This is a genomic window from Enterococcus sp. ARL09-542 (genome assembly GCF_005234805.1).
Taxonomy (GTDB): domain Bacteria; phylum Bacillota; class Bacilli; order Lactobacillales; family Enterococcaceae; genus Enterococcus_D; species Enterococcus_D gallinarum.
In genome coordinates, this window is record NZ_QPQX01000002.1 from 19550 (window position 1) to 40930 (window position 21381).

Sequence of the window (21381 nt, forward strand, 5' to 3'; positions counted from 1 at the left end):
TTACTAAAATGTTCAATCGAACTCGTCGGATGACGGTCAGTCTTAGCTTTATTGCATTGTTTTTTTTATTGACGATCCTAGTCTTGCATCAGCCACACTGGTTTCAAAGGATAGACCGACTCTTTTGGAATTTGCCTCAGATGCGCACTGCTTTAGGAGGCCAAATCATGTTGGGCATCGCTTCGACTGCTACGATCCTACCAATAACTGGTTTATTTCTGCTTTTGGGCATCTATTTATGGAAAAAGCAGCAACGAGTTTGGGCAATCTGGGGAATAGGAAATCTGATTGTAGTGAGTGGTATCGGTCAAGTGATGAAATGGCTGATTCAGCGGCCACGCCCAGTCCTAGAAGCTGGGATGGTTCGCGATTCACACAGCTTTCCCAGTGGCCATACCCTGCTAGCTGTTACACTGGTGACTACCTGTTTGCTTTTCACTCGATTTTTGTTTAAGAAAAAAGGTCTGTTGGCTATCCTCGGCGGCTCTTTCATTTTTTTAGTAATATTTTCCCGCTTTTATTTAGGCGTTCATTACCCAAGCGATACCCTCGCAAGTATCTGTTTAGCAAGTGGGATCACATTGATGACTTATGAATGGACTGAAAGGATTCTTACGAGTAAAAGTAACAATTTATCCGATAAATTCAAGCAAAGGAGAAGACCATGACGAATGGAAAGAAAGTTTGGCTGACGCTTTTGGTTAGTTTAACACTGCTTGTGACCGTTGGAACAGTCTATGCGCTGCGCATCGTTCTTCGTGCAGAACAAACGGTTCAAACCATGCACGCACCGATTAAAGGGCGAGAAGCAACAGTAATTGAAGAGGTAGAACCCCTAAGTCTGCTCCTTTTGGGTATCGCAAATGATTCCAAGCGAAAAACAGACTATCGTGCGAACACGATCATGATCGTGACATTGAATCCAAAAAATAAGCGGACATCCATTACAAGTATTCCTCGTGATGCTTATGTAGAGATTGTTGGTAAAGGTTTCAAAGATAAAATCAATCATGCCCACTCATTTGGGGGCGCCGAAATGATGATCGCTTCGATCGAACAATTTTTACAGATCCCAATTCATCATTATTTCTCGATCAATATGGATGGCATGGTAGATCTTGTAGATGCGATTGGCGGAATCACAGTTTACAACGATTTTGAGTTTACGGCTGAGAAAATTCATTACCCAGAGGGGGAGCTTCAATTAGATGGTTGGGCAGCACTTCAGTATACTCGGATGCGTAAAGATGATCCAGAAGGGGATTATGGCCGGCAGAGACGACAACGACAAGTGACTGAGCTCCTCGCTAAAGAATTGCTGTCTCTGTCAAGTTTGTTCCAGTACCAAGAGCTCATGTCGATCGTTGGAGAAAACGGCCAAACGGATCTCACTTTTCAGCAGATCTCACGATTAATAACGAGTTACCAGTCTACCCTAACAACAGTTGATCTCTATCAAATACAGGGGACAGGCTTTACGGGAGATGGATTGCAAGGAGAAGCAGGGATTTCTTACCAAGCAATCTCTGATGAGGAACGACAGCTAGTGATCCAGCGATTACATTCTGAATTGGATATGCAAACACATAATGAACCGGCAGAATAGATGATGTTGACAATTCGATCATAGATATACTAAAATAAAGAAAATCGTTCAAAAAAAGAAAGAGGTCTCTTGATGAGTGTCTTAGGTATCTAACCAGCAAATTTAAACAAATAAACAATACTAAGTTTATTTGTTGTGCCTGCAGATACCGATCAAAATCGTTATTGATAAAAACAGGTGATGGGGAACTGTCACCTGTTTTGTACACTTTTTTTGAACGTGGAGGAGAGACGTTTCACGGGCACAAGAAAGGACCTCATATGAATATCCCACAAGAAACTGAATTTGACACAATTAAAACAACTGTTAGTCAACGAATCCTTAGTGATTATGGCAAGCAACGATTTGCCGAACAACAACCGGCCTCTTCTATTCATTCCGCTAGAAAAAGACTAGCGGAGACAAAAGAAGCAATGGCCCTCTTAGGCTCTGGGCAACAAGTACCATTCATGGGCCTGTCTGATATTTTGCATCATACGACAAAAATCGAAAAAGGCTTGATTTTAGAGCCGAGAGAATTGATCGATTATGGAGACTTTTTACGGTCTTTTCGATTGATCCGTCAGATGTTTGAAAAAAACCAGTGGCAGACACCGCGGCTTACTGGCTATGCGCAAGGATTAACGGATTTTTCAGACACCGCACAAACAATTTTTGACAAAATCCGAAATGGCCGGATTGACACCGATGCCAGTCGTGAACTTAGGAAAATCCGGGGACAAATAGCCAAGCATGAAGCAGAATTGAAAAAAGTCTTTTCAAAGTTTTTGCAAGATCCACGACTATTACAAGATGCACGAATCATTCAAAAAAATGATCGCTACACACTACCTGTGCGCTCCGAATTTCAACATCAGATCAAAGGGCAGATTATTGAACGCTCCAATAAACGGGCAACAGTTTTCATTGAACCAGAAGCAGCGATTCGCTTGAACGATCGCTTGATAATGGCCAAAGCAGAGGAGACTGCCGAGGAGTATCAAATTTTAGCTGGATTGACTGGACTGCTTGCAGAAAACTTAACAGAAATTTTTACCTGTCTGGATGTATTGGTTGAATTGGACATCATCTTTGCTCGAGCAAAATACTGTCGTGAAATTCATGGTGTTCCGCTAGAAATCAATGAAGCAGAAGTAATCGACTTACAGGAAGTTCGACACCCATTGTTAGGAGCAGCAGCAGTTCCTCTGTCATTACAACTTGGTTACGATGCTCGCTGTCTGGTGATCACAGGTCCCAATGCCGGTGGGAAGACGGTGGTGTTAAAAACTGTGGCACTGGTTTGTGTGATGGCGCACTATGGTCTCTTTCCTTCACATGCTGGGGGAAGTCAGGTTCCATTTTTGAAAAATCTGTGGATGGATATTGGGGATCAACAAAGTTTAGCGAACGCATTAAGTACCTTTTCGGGACATATGAACAACATTGCCCAAATCGTCAAGCATGCTTCACGGCAAAGCATTGTATTGCTGGATGAGATCGGCAGCGGAACAGAGCCAAATGAAGGAGCTGCTTTAGCGATTGCGATCATGGAAGCCATCTATCATTCAGGTGCGCTTTTGATTGCTACTACCCACTATGGGGAAATCAAACAGTTTGCTATTGATCATCAAGATTTCCATACGGCTGCAATGGCTTTTGATCCAGAAACATTGACACCTAAATATCGGCTGCTTTCTGATGCTGTGGGTACCAGTAATGCCTTTTGGATCGCAGAAAAGATGTCAGTCTCTAAAGAAATCGTTGCTAAAGCACAACGATACTTAGAAACGAAACAGTATCCAACGGAAAAAGCAGTATTTAAAGGCATCCAGAAAGAACGACAGCAAGTATCCGTGGCTACTTTAAAAAAAGGCGATCGCATCTCTTACACAGAGACAAATCAAACGGGCTTGTTTTATGCCTATTTAGAAAGCAATCAAGCACAGATTTTGCTGGATGAATCATTGGTTATCGTTCCCACTAGAAGAGTCAAGCTTCTGATGTCTAGAGAAGAATTATATCCAGCAGGGTATGACTTGGAGAGTCTGTTCCATTCATTTGCAGAACGGAAATTTAACCGAGATATCGACCGTGGATCGAAGAAAGCGCAAAAGAAATTAAGAAAACAAGCACAGGAAAGGCAAGCATTTGCGAAAGGCGACGGCGCGCAAACGTAATTGATCGCAGGAAATAAGCTAGCGAAGATAACTTTCAGTAAAAATCAAGCTATTTTGCAACAATACGCAAGTGTTTCCAATAATGGTAGAAATAGCGCTAGAAATGCAATAAATATATAGGATGCTCACAGCAAAGGTCCGAAAGAGGGGAAAGAGATGATAGAAACAACGCGTTTAATTTTAAGACATTGGCAGAATTCTGATGCCAAAGAGTTGTTTGAGTTGGCAAAAGATCCTGCTATCGGCCCAAGAGCCGGCTGGTCGCCGCATCAATCTGTGGCAGAAAGCGAAACAATTATTACGGATGTTTTTAACACGAATGAAACGACTTATGCTATTTGTCTGAAAGATGGCATGCCGATTGGCAGTATTGGTATTATGCCAATCAGCAAAGAATTTATGCTCCCGCCTGCAGTTGAAGTAGGCTACTGGATCGGGAAAGCTTACTGGGGACAAGGCTATACAGTGGAGGCGTTGACTGCGATCCTTGCTGATCAGTTTGCCAGGGAACCGAAGCTAACGGTTTGGGCAGGCTATTATGATGGTAATGAACAATCTTGGCGCGTCCAACAGAAATGCGGTTTTGTCTATCAGTTAACTCAAACAGTCGAGGTTCCTCTGTTAAATGAACAAAGAAAAGAACACTTTACTAGCCTCACGTATAACCAATGGCTAGCTGTCTCAGAGAACGGCCAAGGAACAGCAATTCAAAAGAAAGAAAGCAATTCATCAACGATTCACTATAGCAAACACCTTCCAGAGGACCCACAACAAATCCTTTCGTTGTATCAAGATGCTGGCTGGTCCTTGTATATTCGCGAACCAGAAGTCTTGTGGGCAGCACTTCAGCAATCCCACATGATCACTGCTTGGCAGCAAGAGCGCTTAGTTGGTTTGGTGCGAGGAATAACGGATCAGCAAACGATTTTGTATATCCAAGATTTACTCGTATTGAAAGAATTCCAGCGGCAGGGAATCGGGCAAACGTTACTAAAAAAAATAGTAGGAGACTACCCGAAAATTCGTCAAAAAATTTTATTAACTGACGATACGAAAAAAACGCGGGCTTTCTACGAAGCTTGCGGGTTCCAAACAGTGGAGAAAAGTCATGCGGTCGCCTTTTTATATGCCGCTAACAAAGTTAGTGAAGGTCTATCTTCCTAATAAATAATAGGAAAAGAAGTAGGAAAGTAAACAGGGAAGTAAGTAGGTAAATAAGTAAGAAAAGAAGTAGGAAAAACTAGTGGCATAAGTCTTAACCAAGAAGACACACTCGATCACTAAAGAAGCCGTCCTCTGGATGTCGTCTTATAATGGCTGATCTTGACTGTTGTGATCGAAGGTTTATCAGACTGATGCCACTAGTTTTTTTGATCGTAGCAAGGACTTGTCTCTAGCAAACCTCTTGTTTCATTTTTCTAGCGGGAACTCAGAAAACGTCAAATTTAATAACATTAATGAAATAATTTTATTGAAATTTTGTTTTTGTGACAAAAAAATCGGTTAAGACATAGTGAATATGCTAAACTAGTAATGATTGTTTAACAAAAAAACAGGAGATTTTTCTTTGGAGCTATTAAAAAAGTCGAAATTATTTGCAGTACTTGTGTTTATTTGTTTGGTGGGACTAGGCATATGGATCTATTCAAATATTCTGTTTGTCTTCCGCCCGCTAGAAGCCATTTTTGCTAGTGTCTTTTTACCCGTTTTGATTTCTGTATTTATTTTTTATATCTTTTTGCCTTTTTTCAATTTGATCAAAAAAAGGAGCAGCAATCAACATCTCGCTCTTTATGTCACATTGCTTCTGATCCTCTTTGCTGCTTATTTAATCATTCAGGTGATCGGTCCGGCACTGATTAACGAAATGGCACGTTTTATCAATCAGATTCCTTACATCATCAACAGAATCATTGACAATATCGATCATTCTTCTTTTGAGGAATTATTTGGTCCACTGTTAGATTCATTGGATATCAACCAAATCAGTAATCTCGCTGCTCAGTTTATCACTGGGGCTACGAATAGTCTGACAAGTTTGGTAGCAATCGTCTCTCATTCAGCGATTGTTTTGTTCACGATTCCGTTGCTATTGGTTTATATGTTTAAAGATGGACATAAGGTTCCTGATCTTTTGGTCTCGAAAGCACCAAAAAAAATTCGCTCTCTTATTCTGCAGTTGTGTCAAGATTTTCATCAAGCTGCTTCAGCATATATTAGCGGAAAGCTACTTGTCTGTTTGTATGTTGGCGTCTTCAGCTATCTAATCTTTACATTTTTAGGCTTGCAAAATGCCTTGTTACTAGGCTTAATCTGTGGTGTTCTAGATATCATTCCGTATTTTGGTCCTTTTATCGGCGCGGCACCAGCATTCTTGTTTGCTCTGAGTCAAGATATGAAAACAGCAGTCTTGTTAGTTATTGGCATTACGATCATTCAATTTGGCGAGTCGTATGTTGTTTCACCAATCGTCATGAATAAAGTGCTACATATCCATCCTATCATTGCCGTCTTCTTATTATTGATCGCCGGGAATTTATTAGGATTTGTAGGAATGATCGTTGCGCTGCCGGTCTATTCGATCGTGATGGCCATGGCAGGCACTTTGACCCGCTATTATCAACAGCAAAAACATGTAAAGCAAGAAGGAAAAGAAAATGAAAATCGTTGAATATGCAGGGGACAAAGAAGATTTTGTACTAGCAAAAATAATACGGACCTCTTTTGATGCAGATACCGCATGCCATTTGGGGGCAGACAAACGAGACGGTCCATCTGGCTATCATAATGGAGAATTATTGAAACGAGTGAAGCAAGATCCAGATCTCAGTCTTTACCTGCTGCAAGAAAATGGCATTATTGGTTTGATTGTGGCAAATCCTAGTAAACACCAGATTTGCTACTTTTGTCTCGACCCTGATTTTATTGGTAAAGGGGTTGGGACTCTTGCTTGGCAATTATTTGAAAAACGATTTCCCGTCGATTACTGGATACTAGAAACACCAGCATATTCCCTTAGAAACCAGCGTTTTTACGAAAAAAATGGCTTTAAAAAAATTGGTGAAAAATGGTATAGTAAAGACCTATCCTATATCTACCAAAAAAAATTTTGATAAAATCGCAAAGTGAGGGAAGGCTATCATGAAAGTCTTATGGAATGAAGAGATCGTTGATCGACAAGAGGTTCAAATCGATATCGAAGACCGCGGCTACCAGTATGGAGACGGAATCTACGAAGTTATTCGCATTTATCAAGGGAAAATGTTCATGGCCGAAGAGCACTTGCAGCGACTAGAGAACAGTGCCGCTAAAATAAAAATGACATTGCCTTATGAAACCACCATTCTCAAAGACAGATTACGTTCATTGATCGACATTGAGGGAATCACTGACGGAGAAGTGTATTTGCAAGTGACAAGAGGGGTTTTAAGTCCGCGAAATCATGTTTTTCCTCCTCAAGGGACGATAAAAAGTGTCCTTACTGCAAATGTTATTCCATTCCATCGTCCAGTGGACATGCAGCGTAATGGTCTTCAAGCCACATTAATCCCTGACCAGCGTTGGCTTCATTGTGACATCAAATCATTAAGCCTTTTGGGGAATCTGCTCTCTTTAGAGGAGGCTCGGTCCAATGGTTATGATGAAGCACTACTGCATCGAGAGGGCTTTTTTACGGAAGCTTCCGCTTCAAATTTATGGTTTGTTTCCAAAGGAACGGTGTATACGCATCCGGATGGCAATCTGGTTTTACCTGGGATCACAAAAATGAAAGTTTTAAGCTTGTGTCAGGAATTGAAGCTACCAGTTAAGGAAGAAGCCGTTGCGATTGATCGATTAGCAGAATTTGATGAGTGTTTTATTACCAATTCTGTCTGGGAAATCGTGCCAATTGTTGGTATCGATGGTCATCCGGTGGGAACTGGACAGCTAGGAGCTGTGACTGCTAAACTACAACAAGCGTATATTGAAGCAACCAAAAAGAACTGACTCCAAACAATACACCCACCTGAGATAGAAATCCCCCTAAGAGTTAGCTGACTAGCGACCTCTTAGGGGGATTTTACCATTTAGTAGATGTTAGTTGAAATAGGAATCAGAGACGTGCTAGCAGAACACTTAGTTTTTTCAAGTTTCTGTTTCATTCAGCCACGTCGTTTACTGTGCTTAGCAATCAATTGTTGGGCGTTTCATGTTGTCAAAAATGGTCTTACCAGTCTTGGGGATTCCATAATTTACTGTCCAACTCGCCTTGCTTCAGTTGAATTCGTGTTTGTTGTTGTGTCAAAAGCACTTCTAATTCTTGCAAGAAGGCTTTCTCATGATAATTGAGTGTCTCCTCGGTTTGTTCTTCAATCAAGGAGTGGATCCATGCCTCATTCATTCGTAAGCCTCCATTTCAGCAAGAGCTTCATCTAATTCAAGTAAGGTTTCCTGATTTTGGATAAGTTGATCGAGAAGAGGAGCGAGTTTTGGATTTTCAGCTGTCAGTGCTTCTAGTCTTTGAATAAACCACTGTTGTTTGGCAGCAAATGAAAAGGGGGCTTCCATTGTCAGCAGCTGCTGATAGTCGATCACAAATCGCCGTTTCTCTTTTTCTGTTTTATACATTAACTGATCGAGAACGAGAACCGGTAAGATGGTCATTTGGTATTTTTGTGCCATTAAAGTTAGAGGTCGCAAAATTTCAGAAAAACTGGCTCCTTCTTTTCCACCTAGTTGAAATTCTTTGGCTGCAACGCCTGTAGAAAGAGCAAAGCCGATTTCTTTATTTAATAAGTAGGGTTTGGCTGCCTCCCAAACCGTATCGATCCAACATTTCATTTTTGCAGGAACTTGGTACCAATAAAGGGGGAACTGGAAAATCAGACGATCGATCGTTTGCAATCGTTCTAACTCAATCTCTAAATCAAAATCCCCCGCAACTTTGTCAAGCATATGAACACTGACATTAGGCATCTTGGCACTTTCGCTAAAAAAACGTTGAGATAAAGAGTCGTCATAGGACGGATGACTGGCAATAACTAATGTTCTAATCATAAAGAAAATCAATCCTTTCCCTATAGATGTAACATAATTCTGCCAAAAACGGAACTACTCTGCTTTTAAATTAGAAGGATAAATGTGAGAGAGGCTAAAGTCATTATTGGTTCAGTGAAATCTTTACTGACTTGAATCGTCCGTCTTTTTTTGCTATACTGTTTAGTGAATTGAATAGAAGACAGACAAAGGTTGAGCATTTCGATGCTTCAAGGATCACGTTCTCCAAGGGGTGAGGAGAACATTCTTGAAGGCGTGCCGATCTTTTTTTTGAAGGCATACTTCTTTACGAGGTATGCCTTTTTTGTGTCTATTTTTCAATTGTCTTGTTTACTTTGACAATAGGAGGGATATTTTGATGGAAGAGGCACTGAAACGCCTGCAAGAGGCAGAAGCCTATAATCAACAGCAGATGCAGCAATTGCAACGGGCGCTGTCTGATTACGAAGAAGAGAAGCAGGAGGAACTACAACAGCGTGTACTTGAATTGAGAGCAGCATGTCTGCGTGAACAGTCCGCACTTGAACAACAATTACAACAAACGTTGCAAAAAACGACGGAACAGATCGAAGCAGAGAAACAACAGTTTATTGCAGATCTCCAAGAAAATGTTCGTCGCTGTCAAGAACAAATGGTCGATCAGATCGTTGAAGGAGTGATCCAAACTTATGGCAGTCACGAAACTAAGTAAGCTGACCTTGATCGCCCCCGAAAACCATCAAGAGCGGTTATTGAAAAAACTGCAAAGCTTACAGATGGTTGAGATTGAAGATGTCTTTGAAAATGCAGAAAATCAACCATGGCTCAAAGAATTTTTTGCTGATTATCAACAAGAGACAGCGACTAGCTACGCAGAGACGCTTCGCAGGATCCAAGAAGCAATCTTGTTCATCCGGCGACAAGGCGGAAGCGGCAAAATACGAGAGTGGCAACGCCAATCTTTACAACTGCCTGCATTTGAAGACTCCTTTCAAGAGCAAACTGTCTTGACGCTTGTCGAACAAATTGAAGAGTTGCAGTTACAATGGCAAAAAAATCATGAAGCGATGCAAGCCGCTTCTCAATCAGAAACCTGGGCAATGGAATGGCAAAACCTGGATGTTTCTCTCGAAGAAAAAGAGTTGGCATTTGCCACTTTCTTTTGTGGCAGTGTTGAAAGTTCTCATTGGGAAGCCATATCAGCGACCCTCAAACAACTTGATGCTGTTTACCTGGAAATGATTTATTCGGATACAAAAAAGACAAATTTCAGTTGTCTTTACCCGAAGAAGCTTTCTGCAGAAGTTGAGAATGTTTTTCAGCGATATAGTGTAAAAAAAGAAAATACGGACAGTCTGAAAAAACCAAAAGTGCTGTTGCACGAGGCCCAGGCAAAACTGCGAGAGCTAGCGGATCAGCGAAAACAGCTGGCAAATCAGATTGGCACGTATAAAACTAAGATTGCTTGTTTGCAGCAAGCAGAAGAATATTTTTTGACAAAAGAACAACGAAAAATGGTACGAAAACGATTGGTCACTGGCAAACATCATACTGTTTTGAGAGGCTGGGTCGCGCAACAAGATCAACAGACTCTTGAAAAAGAGCTGGCAGATTCTTTTAACGGCGAAGTCTATTGCTCATTCAATGAACCTACCTTAGAAGAATTGACTGCGAATCAAGTTCCAGTCAAACTGCAAAATGCTTCGTTTATCAAACCATTTGAAATGTTGACGGAAATGTATAGTTTGCCTAAATATGATGAGATCGACCCAACGCCTTGGATGACACCTTTTTATTATGTCTTCTTTGGGATGATGGTTGCTGATTTGGGCTATGGCGGATTGATGGCACTGGTGACCACTATTGGCCTGCACTTTTTCCGTTTACCTAAAGGGACGAAACGGTTTATGAAGCTGTTTCAAACATTATCCGGTCCTACGATGATTTGGGGATTGATCTATGGCTCGTTTTTCGGAGCGACTTTGCCATTTCATTTGTTATCGCCAGCGAAAGACTTTATGGCTATTTTTGGATTATCCATGATTTTTGGAGGGATCCAATTGTTTACAGGTCTTTATTTGGCCGCGAAGGAAAATATTCGCAAGAAAGATTTTTTAGCAGCTGTCAATCAAGGCTTTTCTTGGCAAGGCTTGCTGGCGGGACTTTTGGTTGCTGCTGCTGGAAATTGGCTCTTTACCGCCCCAGCACTCGTCACATTAGGATTGATTATAGCAGGACTTAGCGGGCTGCTGATCGTGATTGTGCCGATCATTAAAGGAAAGTCCAAAGTTGGCGGTTTTTTCATGGGGATCTATGATCTCTATGGGGTAACAAGCTATATTGGCGATTTTGTCAGCTATAGTCGTTTGATGGCGTTAGGGATCTCTGGCGGCAGTATCGCCGCTGCCTTTAATTTATTAGTGGGCTATATGCCGCCGGTAGCACGATTTTCTGTTGGGATCATTCTGTTAGTGATCTTACAGGCGCTAAATATTTTTTTGTCATTACTAAGTGCTTACGTGCATGCAGCGCGTTTACAATATGTAGAATTTTTTGGCAAATTCTTTACAGGTGGCGGCCGGGCGTTTGACACCTTTAAGCCGAGTGAAAAATATGTCGATTTTGAAAAAGAAAACGGAGGAAAGAAAGATGATTGATTACTTGATTAATAACAACGGTGGAATGGTATTTGCGATTATAGGAATGGGAATCGCAACGATTTTTTCTGGAATTGGTTCAGCAAAGGGTGTTGGAATGACAGGGGAAGCAGCTGCGGCGTTGACAACGAATCAACCTGAGAAATTTGGGCAGGCACTGATTCTACAGTTACTGCCAGGAACCCAAGGTTTGTATGGTTTTGTGATTGCCTTTATGATCTACGGCAGTTTGGCAGCAGAGATGTCGACGGTGACCGGAATGGCCTATTTGATGGCTTCATTGCCGGTAGCTTTTACCGGATTGTTCTCTGGGATCGCACAAGGAAGAGTGGCCGCATCAGGGATTCAAATCTTAGCTAAAAAACCGGAACACTTTTTCAAAGGAGTTATGTTCTCAGTCATGGTGGAAATGTACGCGATCTTAGGCTTCGTTATTTCTTTCCTACTATTAGGGTCCATTTAAAGGAGGCGACAAGCAATGGAGGCAATGGATGCCATCGACAAAATGATTGCTGAACTAGATCGGGAAGCAAAAGAAAAACGGCAAGTAATCGAAACGGACACTAAAACAAGGATCGATGCCGATTTTGCAGCTGCCTGGTCCCAAAAAGAACTAGAAATCAAGCGCCATTCAGTAGAAGCAAAAAAACAAATCGAAAAAAACTATCAGCAAGACATGAATCGGCGAATAAAAGCAGCCAAACAAGAAGGGATTAAACAAGCTCATAAAGAACTGGAGACATTATTCGCGGCAGCTTATCAAAAAATGAATGGATTGGCGCCTGATACAGTCCAACATCTGGCGGAAAATACATTAATGCAATTACCCGTTTCGGGAGAAGTAATCTTTCGTTGTGGACAGCAACAGTCAGCAAGTTTGACAAAAGATTGGTTGACTGCTGTCAATCAAAGGTTGCCTTATCTTGCAAGGATGGGCAAACCATTGGAGCAAGCAGGGTTTATAGTAGAAGACAATGGCGTTTTCTACAATTTCACCTACCAAGCTTTACTAGAAGAATACAAAAATGAAACGAGAGAACATTGGCTGAAAGTGATCCAAAAAGGAGGGTAAGCTATGGCGAGCTATCATCAATTGAATCCACTGATTCGGATCAAAGAGACAACCTTGCTTCAAATGCAAGATTGGCAGCAGCTGATTGCAGCAGAGTCTATGGATCAAGTAATGGCAATCTTGCAGCAAACGAATTATCAACGTTATCTGGGCGCTGATTTTTCCGAAAAATTTGAGGGGTATCTGGATCAAGAAATGCTGACAACCATACAAGAATTAGCAGAAAACGTTCCAGATCCTGATGTGCTTCGTTTGATCATGCTGCCGTATACCTTTCATAATTTGAAGGTATTGACCAAAGAAGATGTAACAGGGAGAGATTATAGCAATTTACTGATCGAAGATGGATTCTATACGATCGATGAACTAAGAAATGCCATCCAAACAGGATCTTCGGAAAGTATACCGTCTAAAGTCATTGAAACGATCCAAGCAGTAAGGGAATACTTAGAAGGTTCTGCTGTTTTGCAAGGGATCGATATTATTTACGATCGCCGCTTTTTACATGAGCAACGACGCCTAGCCGAAAAAATAAATATTCCAGCACTGACACATGCGGTGATCACAGGAATCGACCTTACGAATATCACGATTGCTGCACGTTGTTTGCTGCAAAAAAGATCAAAAAGTTTTATGGCGGCTGTTTTAGTCAGTGTGGGAAGTATTCCCAAAGAAGATTATCTCGCTTTTGCGGAAACCTCCTTCACTGACTATCTCGCCTTTTTGAAACAAACTGGCTATCAAGAAGCGCTACTGCCGCTATTACAAGAGACCACGATCGATTTTGCTGCATTGGCACTGGTGAAAGATGACTTAGTTACTCAGCAGTTCGTAGCTGCTGAAGCGTTGGGACCAATGCCATTACTCGCGTTTTTAAATGCCAAAACATTGGAGATTCAGAACTTGCGGCTGATTTTGGTAGGAAAGCGCAGTGGCTTCACAGAAGAAGAGCTGAGAGAGAGGATGAGGTACTATGGCAGCTAAGATTGGTGTGATCGGCAGCAAAGAATCCGTGTTACCTTTTCAGCTGTTTGGCTTTCAAGTGTGTTACGCAACCGCAAAAGCGGAAGTGACTCGTGCCTTTCAGTGCTTAGTGAAAGAAGAGTATGCGGTGATTTACGTAACAGAAAAATGTGCGGCATTGATTCCAGAAGAAATTGCCAAATACCAACAGCAAGTTTCACCAGCGATCATCTTGATCCCAGATTACGATGGATCCCAAGGGGTAGGGCTGAAAATGATCCAGGAAAATGTCGAAAAAGCCGTTGGGCAAAACATACTATAGAATGGAGCTGATGTTGTGGAAACAGGAACAATAATTAAAGTGTCAGGTCCGTTAGTTTTAGCAAAAGATATGGGCCATGCAAGTTTAGAAGATATTTGTTATGTCGGTGATCTGGGGGTTGTTGGAGAAATCATCGAGATGAGAGGAACGATCGCTTCGATCCAAGTTTATGAAGAAACGTCAGGTATCGGACCAGGAGAACCCGTCCGAACAACAGGAGAACCGCTGTCTGTTGAGTTAGCACCGGGAATTATGTCTCAAATGTTCGACGGGATTCAACGGCCATTAGAAACATTTATGGAGCTGACCCAAAGTAACTTTTTGAAACGAGGGGTCCAGCTGCCTGCATTGGATCATGAGAAAAAATGGACCTTTGAACCGACCATTGCGGTGGGAACGGAAGTTACTCCAGGAATGGTTATCGGGGTCGTCCAAGAGACGCCATTGCTCCTCCACAAAATTATGGTGCCTAATGGCGTTACAGGACGGGTCAAAGAAGTTTTTGCTGGTGATTTTACGATTGATGAAACGGTTTATATTCTTGAGACACCAAAAGGAGAACGCTCCTTTTCGATGTTGCAAAAATGGCCCGTACGGCACAGTCGTCCAGTCAAACAGAAATTAAATCCGGTAGAGCCAATGATCACTGGGCAGCGAGTGATCGACACTTTCTTTCCAATCGCAAAAGGGGGAGCCTCTGCGGTCCCTGGCCCCTTCGGTGCGGGAAAAACAGTGGTCCAACATCAAATTGCTAAATGGGCAGATGTGGACTTAGTGGTCTATGTAGGCTGCGGAGAACGGGGCAATGAAATGACGGATGTAATGAATGAATTTCCGGAACTGATTGATCCACGAAGTGGCGAATCCTTGATGGCTCGTACTGTACTGATCGCGAACACTTCCAATATGCCGGTTGCCGCTCGGGAAGCTTCTATCTATACCGGAATCACGATTGCGGAGTATTTCAGAGACATGGGGTATTCTGTAGCGATTATGGCCGATTCCACATCTCGTTGGGCGGAAGCGTTGCGAGAAATGTCCGGTCGCTTGGAAGAGATGCCAGGTGATGAAGGCTATCCTGCCTATTTGGGCAGTCGCTTAGCCGAGTATTACGAACGATCCGGTAAAGTGATTTGTTTAGGCTCGGAACAAGAAGGGAGCATCACTGCCATTAGTGCAGTATCTCCATCTGGAGGGGACATCTCCGAACCTGTCACGCAAAACACCCTGCGAGTGGTGAAAGTTTTCTGGGGGCTGGATGCCACGTTAGCTCAAAAAAGGCACTTTCCCTCTATTGATTGGCTAAAAAGCTATTCCCTGTATGAGAATGAAATGGGCGCTTATCTGGATCGTCAGTTGCAAGTGGAGTGGTCGAAAAATGTGACTACGGCTATGCGGATGCTGCAAAAAGAAGCTGAACTTTCTGAAATTGTGCGTCTAGTTGGGATTGATGCCTTATCGGATAAAGATCAACTATTGTTAGAGATCACGAAGTCATTGCGAGAAGATTATTTACAACAAAATGCTTTTGATGCTGTTGATACTTTCACTTCTCGAGAAAAACAATTTGAAATGCTGCAGACCATCTTACTGTTTCATGACGAAGGTCAAAAAGCTTTAGAATTAGGCGCCTATTTGACAGAAATCTATCAGGGAACAGAACGTCTGCGAGATAAAATCGCTCGCATGAAATATCTTCCGGAAGATGATTTAGAAGGAATCCGCAAATTGGAAAGCGAGATAAAAGATACGATGAAAGAAATCTTGCAGAAAGGAGATCGTACGGATGATCAAAGAATATAAAACGATCGGGGAAGTTGTCGGTCCTTTGATGGCGGTCGATCGTGTCTCAGGAGTGAAATATGAAGAGCTGATCGAAGTACGTCTGCAAAATGGTGAAATTCGTCAAGGTCAAGTCTTAGAAATTCAGGAAGATAAAGCACTGGTGCAAATCTTTGAAGGTACTGGCGGAATTAATTTACGAGAATCCAGTGTGCGCTTCCTCGGACATCCGTTAGAGCTAGGTGTTTCTGAAGAAATGATTGGCCGGGTTTTTGATGGGTTAGGACGAGTCAAAGATGGTGGTTCAGAAATCATTGCTGAGAAACGAATGGACATTAATGGGGAAGTAATCAACCCGATGGCTCGAGATTACCCAGATGAATTTATTCAAACTGGCATCTCTTCTATCGATCACTTGAATACGCTTGTTCGCGGTCAAAAATTACCGATTTTTTCTGGTTCTGGTCTGCCGCATAAAGAATTAGCTTCTCAAATCGCTCGTCAAGCGCAAGTGCTCGACACAGAGGACGACTTTGCGGTTGTTTTTGCAGGTATCGGGATTACGTTTGAAGAAGCAGAATATTTCATGGAAGATTTTCGCCAAACCGGAGCGATTGATCGGTCTGTTGTCTTTATGAATTTGGCAAATGATCCGGCAATTGAGCGAATTGCTACGCCTCGAATGGCTCTCACAGCTGCCGAATATTTAGCTTATGAAAAAGGGATGCATGTCTTAGTTATCATGACGGATATGACCAACTACTGTGAAGCGTTGCGGGAAATATCAGCTGCCCGTCGTGAGGTACCTGGGCGCCGAGGCTATCCTGGTTACCTCTATACGAATCTTTCCACATTATACGAGCGAGCTGGCCGCTTACGGGGAGTGAAAGGGTCGGTGACCCAAATCCCTATATTGACGATGCCAGAAGATGACAAGACCCATCCTATTCCTGACTTGACTGGTTATATCACAGAAGGTCAAATCATTCTTTCAAGAGAGTTATACAAAAACGGCATCCAGCCGCCGATTGATGTCTTGCCTTCTCTTTCTCGGCTGAAGGACAAGGGAACAGGTGAAGGCAAAACTCGTAAAGATCATGCATCAACGATGAATCAACTCTTCTCTGCTTATGCGCAAGGGAAGCAAGCCAAAGAACTCGCAGTCGTTTTAGGGGAGTCAGCACTATCTGATGTCGATAAAATCTATGCCAAGTTTGCGGAACGCTTTGAGAATGAATACCTGGATCAAGGTTATCAAACAAATCGGTCCATTGAAGAAACGTTGGATCTTGGGTGGGAACTGTTGGCGATGCTGCCGAAAGTAGAATTGAAACGGATCAGCGATGCGTTACTAGAGGCGTTTTTACCACAAGGAGAGGATGCAGATGAGCAGACAAACCGTTAATCCAACTCGCATGGAACTAAGCCGCCTCAGCAAACAGTTGACGACTGCCAAAAGAGGTCATAAACTGTTAAAAGACAAACAAGATGAGTTGATGCGTCAGTTCATCGAACTGATCAAACAAAACAACCTTTTGCGTAAAGAAGTAGAAACACAACTACATCGTGCCATGAAGGCTTTTCGCCTAGCCAATGCCACGATCAATGAAAAGTACATTGAAGAAATGTTCATCTTGCCAGCAACAGAAGTTTCTCTTGATGTCTCAACCAAGAATATCATGAGTGTGGAAGTGCCTGTGATGCAATTCGACTATGATGATGTGGTGATGCAGGCACCGATCGAGTATGGGTTTGTGAACTCGAATGTTCCTTTGGATCTGGCAATGGGACGTTTCACCGATGTCTTGCCTAAACTATTGTCTTTGACAGAGATCGAAAAGACCTGTCAATTGCTGGCGGATGAGATAGAACGAACACGCCGCCGGGTCAATGCGCTAGAATATTTGACGATACCAGAATTGGAAGAGACGATCTATGGGATCAAAATGCGTCTTGAGGAAAATGAACGCGCCAATGTTACTCGGATGATCAAGGTAAAAAATAAAACAAAGTGAATGCCACGTCAGTCGAAAATCTGCTTGGCACAAAGGTAGGAAAGAAAGATGAAAAAAAGAATGTCCAAAAAAATCAGTGCACCGCAGCTGGTTACACTGGTCTTTATGATGTTGATCTTGATGGGAACTGGGTTGCTTATGTTACCAGTTGTAACAAATGATGGGCAAGGTGTGCCTTTCTTAGATGCATTGTTTACCGCAACTTCCGCGATTTGTGTGACAGGACTTTCGACTTTTTCCATTTCTGAACAGTATAATATGGGCGGACAAGCGATTCTTTTGATCTTGATCGAAATTGGGGGGATCGGTTTTATGTCGATCCCAGTTTTCTTTTATATCTTAGCAAAAAAAAGGGTCAATTTAAGCACTCGGATGATTCTAAGAGAATCCCTCAATCTTGACCGAATGTCTGGCGAATTTCAATTGGCTTGGTACATTATCCGCATCGCATTTTTGATTCAATTTTTAGGGATCTGCCTGTTGGCTCTGTCTTTTGTGCCACGCTTTGGTTGGCAGCAAGGCCTATGGTTTAGTATTTTTCACGCCATTTCTTCCTTTTGTAATGCTGGATTTGATCTTTTTGGGAATAGTCTGGTCTCTTTTCAGTCGGATCCTTTTGTTTTAGGGGTCATTAGTCTTTTGATCATTGCCGGCGGCTTAGGCTTTCTGGTCTGGTTTGACTTGTTAGCTACTTCAAAAAGACGCTCGTTGCACAGCCGTATTGCCTTGTTGGCAATGATTGTTTTGCTGATTTTAGGGACGGTTGGTTTTTATGTGACCGAATATCACTCCAGTATCGTATCAGGCGATTCCATTGTTAGTCGCTTTTTCCAGTTATTTTTTCTTGCTGTGACCCCTCGAACGGCTGGATTTTATAGTATCGATTATGGCCAGATGAGTCAGGCTGGGTTAATGTTGACGATGATTCTCATGTATATCGGCGGTACTTCTGGATCGACTGCCGGAGGGCTGAAAACCACGACGGTCTCAGTGTTGATCATTAAGATTCGCAGTTTGTTGAAAGGGCGCAAACGAGCTGAAGTTTTTGGCAGAACGATCAAAGAGGCGGCTGTTTCGCGGGCGTTCACGCTCTTTTTCTTAACACTGAGTCTTTGCTTTATTGCCATCTTTTTATTATCCATCACAGAATCGATGCCGGGGAATTCTCAGTTTGGACTGGAGTACATTGCTTTTGAAGTTTTTTCGGCTTTTGGAACAGTTGGATTAACAATGGGATTGACTCCGTATCTTTCTGTATTTGGTAAATTATTGATCATCTTATTGATGTTTATTGGTCGTGTGGGCATCATGACGGTTGCTTTTTCATTGATGACAAAAGCCAACCGCCGAGAAGCCGGATACAAATTCCCGGATGAAACGGTCATGATTGGCTAAGATCTGTTATTAAAAGTTGTTTTGGATCAATGGAAATCATCCCCGAAAAATATTGCCGACTTTTAGGTTAGTTTAAGGTTTCTCGTCTAAGATCTTCCTAAGAACTAAATGAGTCAGTTGCAGCATTTCGTTAGAGCTGCTAGGACAATCCAAAGGTGGGAAGACCATGAGCTTGTGGGAATTGTGGTTTGTAGGAAAAACTTTTGTGACCGTGCTGCTAGTCGTTTTTTTACTAGAATGGCTGTACTTGTTACGGAAACTTTCAAGAAAATCGCAGCAGTTGATCTATTTACTGCTGATTTTGGTTGAATGGCACAGCAACGGCTGGATCGGGCTCCTAACAAGTTTAGTATGCGGAACGTATTTTTTCGGGCATTGGAAAGAGCATGCTGATACGACTGCATCGATTCAATCGACAGTGTATGGTGATGGGCAAGAGGGTACTGAAAACTTGATGCAAAAATACTAGCATGGCTTGGGTCAATGGGAACTATTGCCGCTGATATGCTTCTTCATAGAAAAGACACTGCTAGTTAAAAAGAACCTGTGGTAAACGAAAAGATAACTTTTCGCAGCACGGGTTCTTTTTGATAGGATTCAGTGAGTGATTTACGCCGTTTTGCTTACTACGTGGAAATAGCCTTCTTTGTCTTGAATGATCCAGACATTTTGATTGTCATTCTTGACGATGACGATTCCTTGTACGACCTCATTGGTGACTGTGCGAAATTCTTCTTTATTCATTTCGATACCTCCAAGGTAGATTCCAATTATTTTCAGAAGGGGGCAGCACGACAGTAGAGAAAAAGCCGTGCTGCAAAGCAAAAAGAAAATTAATTGGTAGCTATAGTATACAGGCAAGATATTGAGTTCTAGTCAATTTCATGTAAATAATCGGTTAAAGGAGAATCAATCTGTCAAAGAAAAACGCAGTTTCATTTTGGTATTGCCTCTTTCCACCATTTCCCCTAGTAATTGAGTGGCATGTGATAAGTAAAGCTGGGCCATTTCACGGTTGGCTTCTTCCAATAACTGATTTGTTAATGGGATTGTCTGATCGATCTTCTGCTGAATCGCTAGACAATTTGCCATGATTGTTTGTTCAAACCGTTCTGCTAGATCGCTGTATAGATCATAGTCTTGATCCCCGATCAGTGCTAATGTTTTAGTCAACCAATAGCTATTTCCCGGATCGTAAGTAGTGGTGGTATCACAATAACCTTTCGGGGTCTCATTCACATTGCTGTAAAAAGGGACCACTCCATTGAAGGTATTGGGACCAAAAGCTAGCCAGTGAACGCCTGCAATTTCATCAGGCACGTGACTGCGCACTTGGAGAATATGCACTTGCTGATTGCGATTGAGAGCAATCGAACGAAAGCGAGTTCTCTCACTAGCCGTTCCATTCCCGTACGGATCATAAGGGGTATTTTGAAAATGACTGCTCAACGCCCACTTTACATCCATCACGCTGATTTTCTTTTTCGGAAGACAAATGAAAGGTAGATCTTGGTCAAGCGGATCCGACGCGGTTTCGCTGAACTGTTTTTGGATATACCAAGCTCTAGGGTTGTTATAACGAGTATCTTTTTCTGTTGCACTGCCGAAAATATGACGTAAATTGATTCCTTCAAAGTCTGGATTTAAGTGATTGCTGACAATCATATCAGGTAAATCGTCGGAAAATAAAGTATCTTGAGAATCAAAATCGAAGGTAGCGATATTCATTCGATTCGGGGCGATCACATAAGCATCATCAGGAATTCGGATCGCTGCCCAATGATGTCCGCCAATCGTTTCCATATACCAGATTTCTTCTCGATCGGCAAAAGCCAAACCATTAGACTCATAGGTACCATAAGTTTCTAGTAACTCGCCTAAGCGTAAGACTCCTTCTCGAGCAGAACGGATATAGGGAAGCACGATACTGACAAAATCTGCTTCTCCAATGCCTTCTGTTACCAAAGGATCGATAGCTAAAACTCTCGCATTGGTAGTGATCGTTTCTGTGGCGGTCATGGCGACATTGGCGCTGTTGATTCCTGAAGCAGCCCAGACTCCTTGAGATTCATCTGCCTCAGGCGTAGAAGTATACCTTAGGGGATCTTTCGGTAAAGGAATACTGCACCCGCTTAAAACAGCATGGAACGTAGCAGGCTGTTGTTCAGGTTGGATTACGACAAATTTTTGTGGTAGGGACACTGCCCCGGCATCTTCATTGCGAGCAATGAGGGTCGAGCCATCGAGTGATGCGTTTTTGCCTACCAGCATGGTTGTACAAGAAGCTGATTTGCGTGTCATTGACAAAACTCCGATCTTCAGATTATTTTGTTGATAATTGAACATAGTATAGCGAGTAAAAGACAAATTGACAATCAACTTTCGACTAAAAAT

At 42.3% G+C, this 21381-nt stretch carries 22 protein-coding genes and 1 other annotated feature; of the genes, 18 read left to right on the top strand and 4 right to left on the bottom strand.

Annotated elements, in window-relative coordinates; all coding sequences use genetic code 11:
* The first annotated feature begins 8 nt into the window (after positions 1 to 8).
* The 7 genes from DVW06_RS02540 (at position 9) to dat (ending at position 7752) form a co-directional block, all read left to right on the top strand.
* On the top strand, positions 9 to 668 hold the full coding sequence (locus DVW06_RS02540) for a phosphatase PAP2 family protein (protein ID WP_137264384.1): 660 nt from the start codon (positions 9 to 11) through the stop codon (positions 666 to 668).
* Positions 665 to 1606: an LCP family glycopolymer transferase gene (locus DVW06_RS02545; protein WP_003126727.1), complete on the top strand. Its 942-nt coding sequence runs from the start codon at positions 665 to 667 to the stop codon at positions 1604 to 1606. Before DVW06_RS02540 ends, DVW06_RS02545 begins: the two co-directional genes overlap by 4 nt.
* 260 nt (positions 1607 to 1866) lie before the next feature.
* The gene (locus tag DVW06_RS02550; RefSeq protein WP_005473276.1) at positions 1867 to 3765 is read left to right on the top strand and encodes an endonuclease MutS2; all 1899 of its coding nucleotides are present in this window, start codon (positions 1867 to 1869) and stop codon (positions 3763 to 3765) included.
* A gap of 156 nt (positions 3766 to 3921) precedes the next feature.
* A complete protein-coding gene (locus DVW06_RS17815; protein WP_137264385.1) occupies positions 3922 to 4929 on the top strand; it encodes a GNAT family N-acetyltransferase in 1008 nt (335 codons plus the stop codon).
* Positions 4930 to 5332: 403 nt separating this feature from the next.
* Positions 5333 to 6436 (top strand): AI-2E family transporter, encoded by a 1104-nt coding sequence (locus tag DVW06_RS02560; RefSeq protein WP_005473274.1) that lies wholly within the window; start codon positions 5333 to 5335, stop codon positions 6434 to 6436.
* On the top strand, positions 6423 to 6878 hold the full coding sequence (locus tag DVW06_RS02565; protein ID WP_003126721.1) for a GNAT family N-acetyltransferase: 456 nt from the start codon (positions 6423 to 6425) through the stop codon (positions 6876 to 6878). The genes DVW06_RS02560 and DVW06_RS02565 overlap by 14 nt, the downstream gene beginning before the upstream one ends.
* Before the next feature lie 28 nt (positions 6879 to 6906).
* Positions 6907 to 7752: a D-amino-acid transaminase gene (gene dat, locus DVW06_RS02570; RefSeq protein WP_003126719.1), complete on the top strand. Its 846-nt coding sequence runs from the start codon at positions 6907 to 6909 to the stop codon at positions 7750 to 7752.
* A 220-nt stretch (positions 7753 to 7972) separates the two neighbouring features.
* Here the strand turns inward: dat and DVW06_RS17170 are convergent, their stop codons facing one another.
* Both DVW06_RS17170 and DVW06_RS02575 read right to left on the bottom strand, forming a co-directional pair.
* Positions 7973 to 8146, bottom strand: a complete 174-nt coding sequence (locus DVW06_RS17170; RefSeq protein WP_021149618.1) for a hypothetical protein — start codon at positions 8144 to 8146, stop codon at positions 7973 to 7975.
* A complete protein-coding gene (locus DVW06_RS02575; RefSeq protein ID WP_034706861.1) occupies positions 8143 to 8814 on the bottom strand; it encodes an NAD(P)H-dependent oxidoreductase in 672 nt (223 codons plus the stop codon). The genes DVW06_RS17170 and DVW06_RS02575 overlap by 4 nt, the downstream gene beginning before the upstream one ends.
* Before the next feature lie 178 nt (positions 8815 to 8992).
* Positions 8993 to 9044: a sequence feature (sodium ion sensor (DUF1646 type); this cis-regulatory element may regulate processes involved in with the transportation of sodium ions), on the top strand.
* A 116-nt stretch (positions 9045 to 9160) separates the two neighbouring features.
* Here DVW06_RS02575 and DVW06_RS02580 point away from each other — a divergent pair.
* The 11 genes from DVW06_RS02580 (at position 9161) to DVW06_RS02630 (ending at position 19456) form a co-directional block, all read left to right on the top strand.
* The gene (locus DVW06_RS02580; RefSeq protein WP_021149619.1) at positions 9161 to 9493 is read left to right on the top strand and encodes a hypothetical protein; all 333 of its coding nucleotides are present in this window, start codon (positions 9161 to 9163) and stop codon (positions 9491 to 9493) included.
* On the top strand, positions 9471 to 11438 hold the full coding sequence (locus DVW06_RS02585) for a V-type ATP synthase subunit I (RefSeq protein ID WP_137264386.1): 1968 nt from the start codon (positions 9471 to 9473) through the stop codon (positions 11436 to 11438). The genes DVW06_RS02580 and DVW06_RS02585 overlap by 23 nt, the downstream gene beginning before the upstream one ends.
* A complete protein-coding gene (locus DVW06_RS02590) occupies positions 11431 to 11901 on the top strand; it encodes a V-type ATP synthase subunit K (RefSeq protein ID WP_003126713.1) in 471 nt (156 codons plus the stop codon). The genes DVW06_RS02585 and DVW06_RS02590 overlap by 8 nt, the downstream gene beginning before the upstream one ends.
* A 15-nt stretch (positions 11902 to 11916) precedes the next feature.
* On the top strand, positions 11917 to 12510 hold the full coding sequence (locus DVW06_RS02595; RefSeq protein WP_005473267.1) for a V-type ATP synthase subunit E family protein: 594 nt from the start codon (positions 11917 to 11919) through the stop codon (positions 12508 to 12510).
* Positions 12511 to 12513: 3 nt separating this feature from the next.
* Positions 12514 to 13494, top strand: coding sequence for a V-type ATPase subunit (locus DVW06_RS02600; protein ID WP_003126711.1), 981 nt, complete (start codon positions 12514 to 12516; stop codon positions 13492 to 13494).
* Complete coding sequence (locus DVW06_RS02605) at positions 13484 to 13795, top strand: V-type ATP synthase subunit F (protein ID WP_003126710.1); 312 nt, start codon at positions 13484 to 13486, stop codon at positions 13793 to 13795. Before DVW06_RS02600 ends, DVW06_RS02605 begins: the two co-directional genes overlap by 11 nt.
* A 15-nt stretch (positions 13796 to 13810) precedes the next feature.
* Complete coding sequence (locus tag DVW06_RS02610) at positions 13811 to 15598, top strand: V-type ATP synthase subunit A (RefSeq protein WP_003126708.1); 1788 nt, start codon at positions 13811 to 13813, stop codon at positions 15596 to 15598.
* On the top strand, positions 15582 to 16982 hold the full coding sequence (locus DVW06_RS02615) for a V-type ATP synthase subunit B (RefSeq protein WP_005473263.1): 1401 nt from the start codon (positions 15582 to 15584) through the stop codon (positions 16980 to 16982). The genes DVW06_RS02610 and DVW06_RS02615 overlap by 17 nt, the downstream gene beginning before the upstream one ends.
* Entirely contained in the window at positions 16963 to 17592 is a 630-nt protein-coding gene (locus DVW06_RS02620; protein WP_005473260.1) for a V-type ATP synthase subunit D, read from the top strand. The genes DVW06_RS02615 and DVW06_RS02620 overlap by 20 nt, the downstream gene beginning before the upstream one ends.
* Positions 17593 to 17640: 48 nt before the next feature.
* Positions 17641 to 18987 carry a TrkH family potassium uptake protein gene (locus tag DVW06_RS02625; RefSeq protein ID WP_003126705.1) on the top strand — a complete coding sequence of 449 codons (1347 nt, stop codon included), beginning with the start codon at positions 17641 to 17643 and terminating at the stop codon, positions 18985 to 18987.
* Between the two features lie 166 nt (positions 18988 to 19153).
* On the top strand, positions 19154 to 19456 hold the full coding sequence (locus tag DVW06_RS02630; protein ID WP_005473257.1) for a hypothetical protein: 303 nt from the start codon (positions 19154 to 19156) through the stop codon (positions 19454 to 19456).
* Between the two features lie 140 nt (positions 19457 to 19596).
* Here DVW06_RS02630 and DVW06_RS02635 read toward each other — a convergent pair whose 3' ends face one another.
* Both DVW06_RS02635 and DVW06_RS02640 read right to left on the bottom strand, forming a co-directional pair.
* Complete coding sequence (locus DVW06_RS02635; protein ID WP_005473255.1) at positions 19597 to 19731, bottom strand: hypothetical protein; 135 nt, start codon at positions 19729 to 19731, stop codon at positions 19597 to 19599.
* A 165-nt stretch (positions 19732 to 19896) separates the two neighbouring features.
* Entirely contained in the window at positions 19897 to 21288 is a 1392-nt protein-coding gene (locus tag DVW06_RS02640) for a C69 family dipeptidase (RefSeq protein ID WP_005473253.1), read from the bottom strand.
* Between the last annotated feature and the right edge of the window lie 93 nt (positions 21289 to 21381).

Coding starts and splice junctions, on each gene's coding strand:
- DVW06_RS02540 (WP_137264384.1), top strand. CDS start 9: ATGTTCAATCGAACTCGTCGGATGACGGTCAGTCTTAGCTTTATTGCA.
- DVW06_RS02545 (WP_003126727.1), top strand. CDS start 665: ATGACGAATGGAAAGAAAGTTTGGCTGACGCTTTTGGTTAGTTTAACA.
- DVW06_RS02550 (WP_005473276.1), top strand. CDS start 1,867: ATGAATATCCCACAAGAAACTGAATTTGACACAATTAAAACAACTGTT.
- DVW06_RS17815 (WP_137264385.1), top strand. CDS start 3,922: ATGATAGAAACAACGCGTTTAATTTTAAGACATTGGCAGAATTCTGAT.
- DVW06_RS02565 (WP_003126721.1), top strand. CDS start 6,423: ATGAAAATCGTTGAATATGCAGGGGACAAAGAAGATTTTGTACTAGCA.
- dat (WP_003126719.1), top strand. CDS start 6,907: ATGAAAGTCTTATGGAATGAAGAGATCGTTGATCGACAAGAGGTTCAA.
- DVW06_RS17170 (WP_021149618.1), bottom strand. CDS start 8,146: ATGAATGAGGCATGGATCCACTCCTTGATTGAAGAACAAACCGAGGAG.
- DVW06_RS02580 (WP_021149619.1), top strand. CDS start 9,161: ATGGAAGAGGCACTGAAACGCCTGCAAGAGGCAGAAGCCTATAATCAA.
- DVW06_RS02585 (WP_137264386.1), top strand. CDS start 9,471: ATGGCAGTCACGAAACTAAGTAAGCTGACCTTGATCGCCCCCGAAAAC.
- DVW06_RS02590 (WP_003126713.1), top strand. CDS start 11,431: ATGATTGATTACTTGATTAATAACAACGGTGGAATGGTATTTGCGATT.
- DVW06_RS02595 (WP_005473267.1), top strand. CDS start 11,917: ATGGAGGCAATGGATGCCATCGACAAAATGATTGCTGAACTAGATCGG.
- DVW06_RS02600 (WP_003126711.1), top strand. CDS start 12,514: ATGGCGAGCTATCATCAATTGAATCCACTGATTCGGATCAAAGAGACA.
- DVW06_RS02605 (WP_003126710.1), top strand. CDS start 13,484: ATGGCAGCTAAGATTGGTGTGATCGGCAGCAAAGAATCCGTGTTACCT.
- DVW06_RS02615 (WP_005473263.1), top strand. CDS start 15,582: ATGATCAAAGAATATAAAACGATCGGGGAAGTTGTCGGTCCTTTGATG.
- DVW06_RS02620 (WP_005473260.1), top strand. CDS start 16,963: ATGAGCAGACAAACCGTTAATCCAACTCGCATGGAACTAAGCCGCCTC.
- DVW06_RS02625 (WP_003126705.1), top strand. CDS start 17,641: ATGAAAAAAAGAATGTCCAAAAAAATCAGTGCACCGCAGCTGGTTACA.
- DVW06_RS02630 (WP_005473257.1), top strand. CDS start 19,154: ATGAGCTTGTGGGAATTGTGGTTTGTAGGAAAAACTTTTGTGACCGTG.
- DVW06_RS02635 (WP_005473255.1), bottom strand. CDS start 19,731: ATGAATAAAGAAGAATTTCGCACAGTCACCAATGAGGTCGTACAAGGA.
- DVW06_RS02640 (WP_005473253.1), bottom strand. CDS start 21,288: ATGACACGCAAATCAGCTTCTTGTACAACCATGCTGGTAGGCAAAAAC.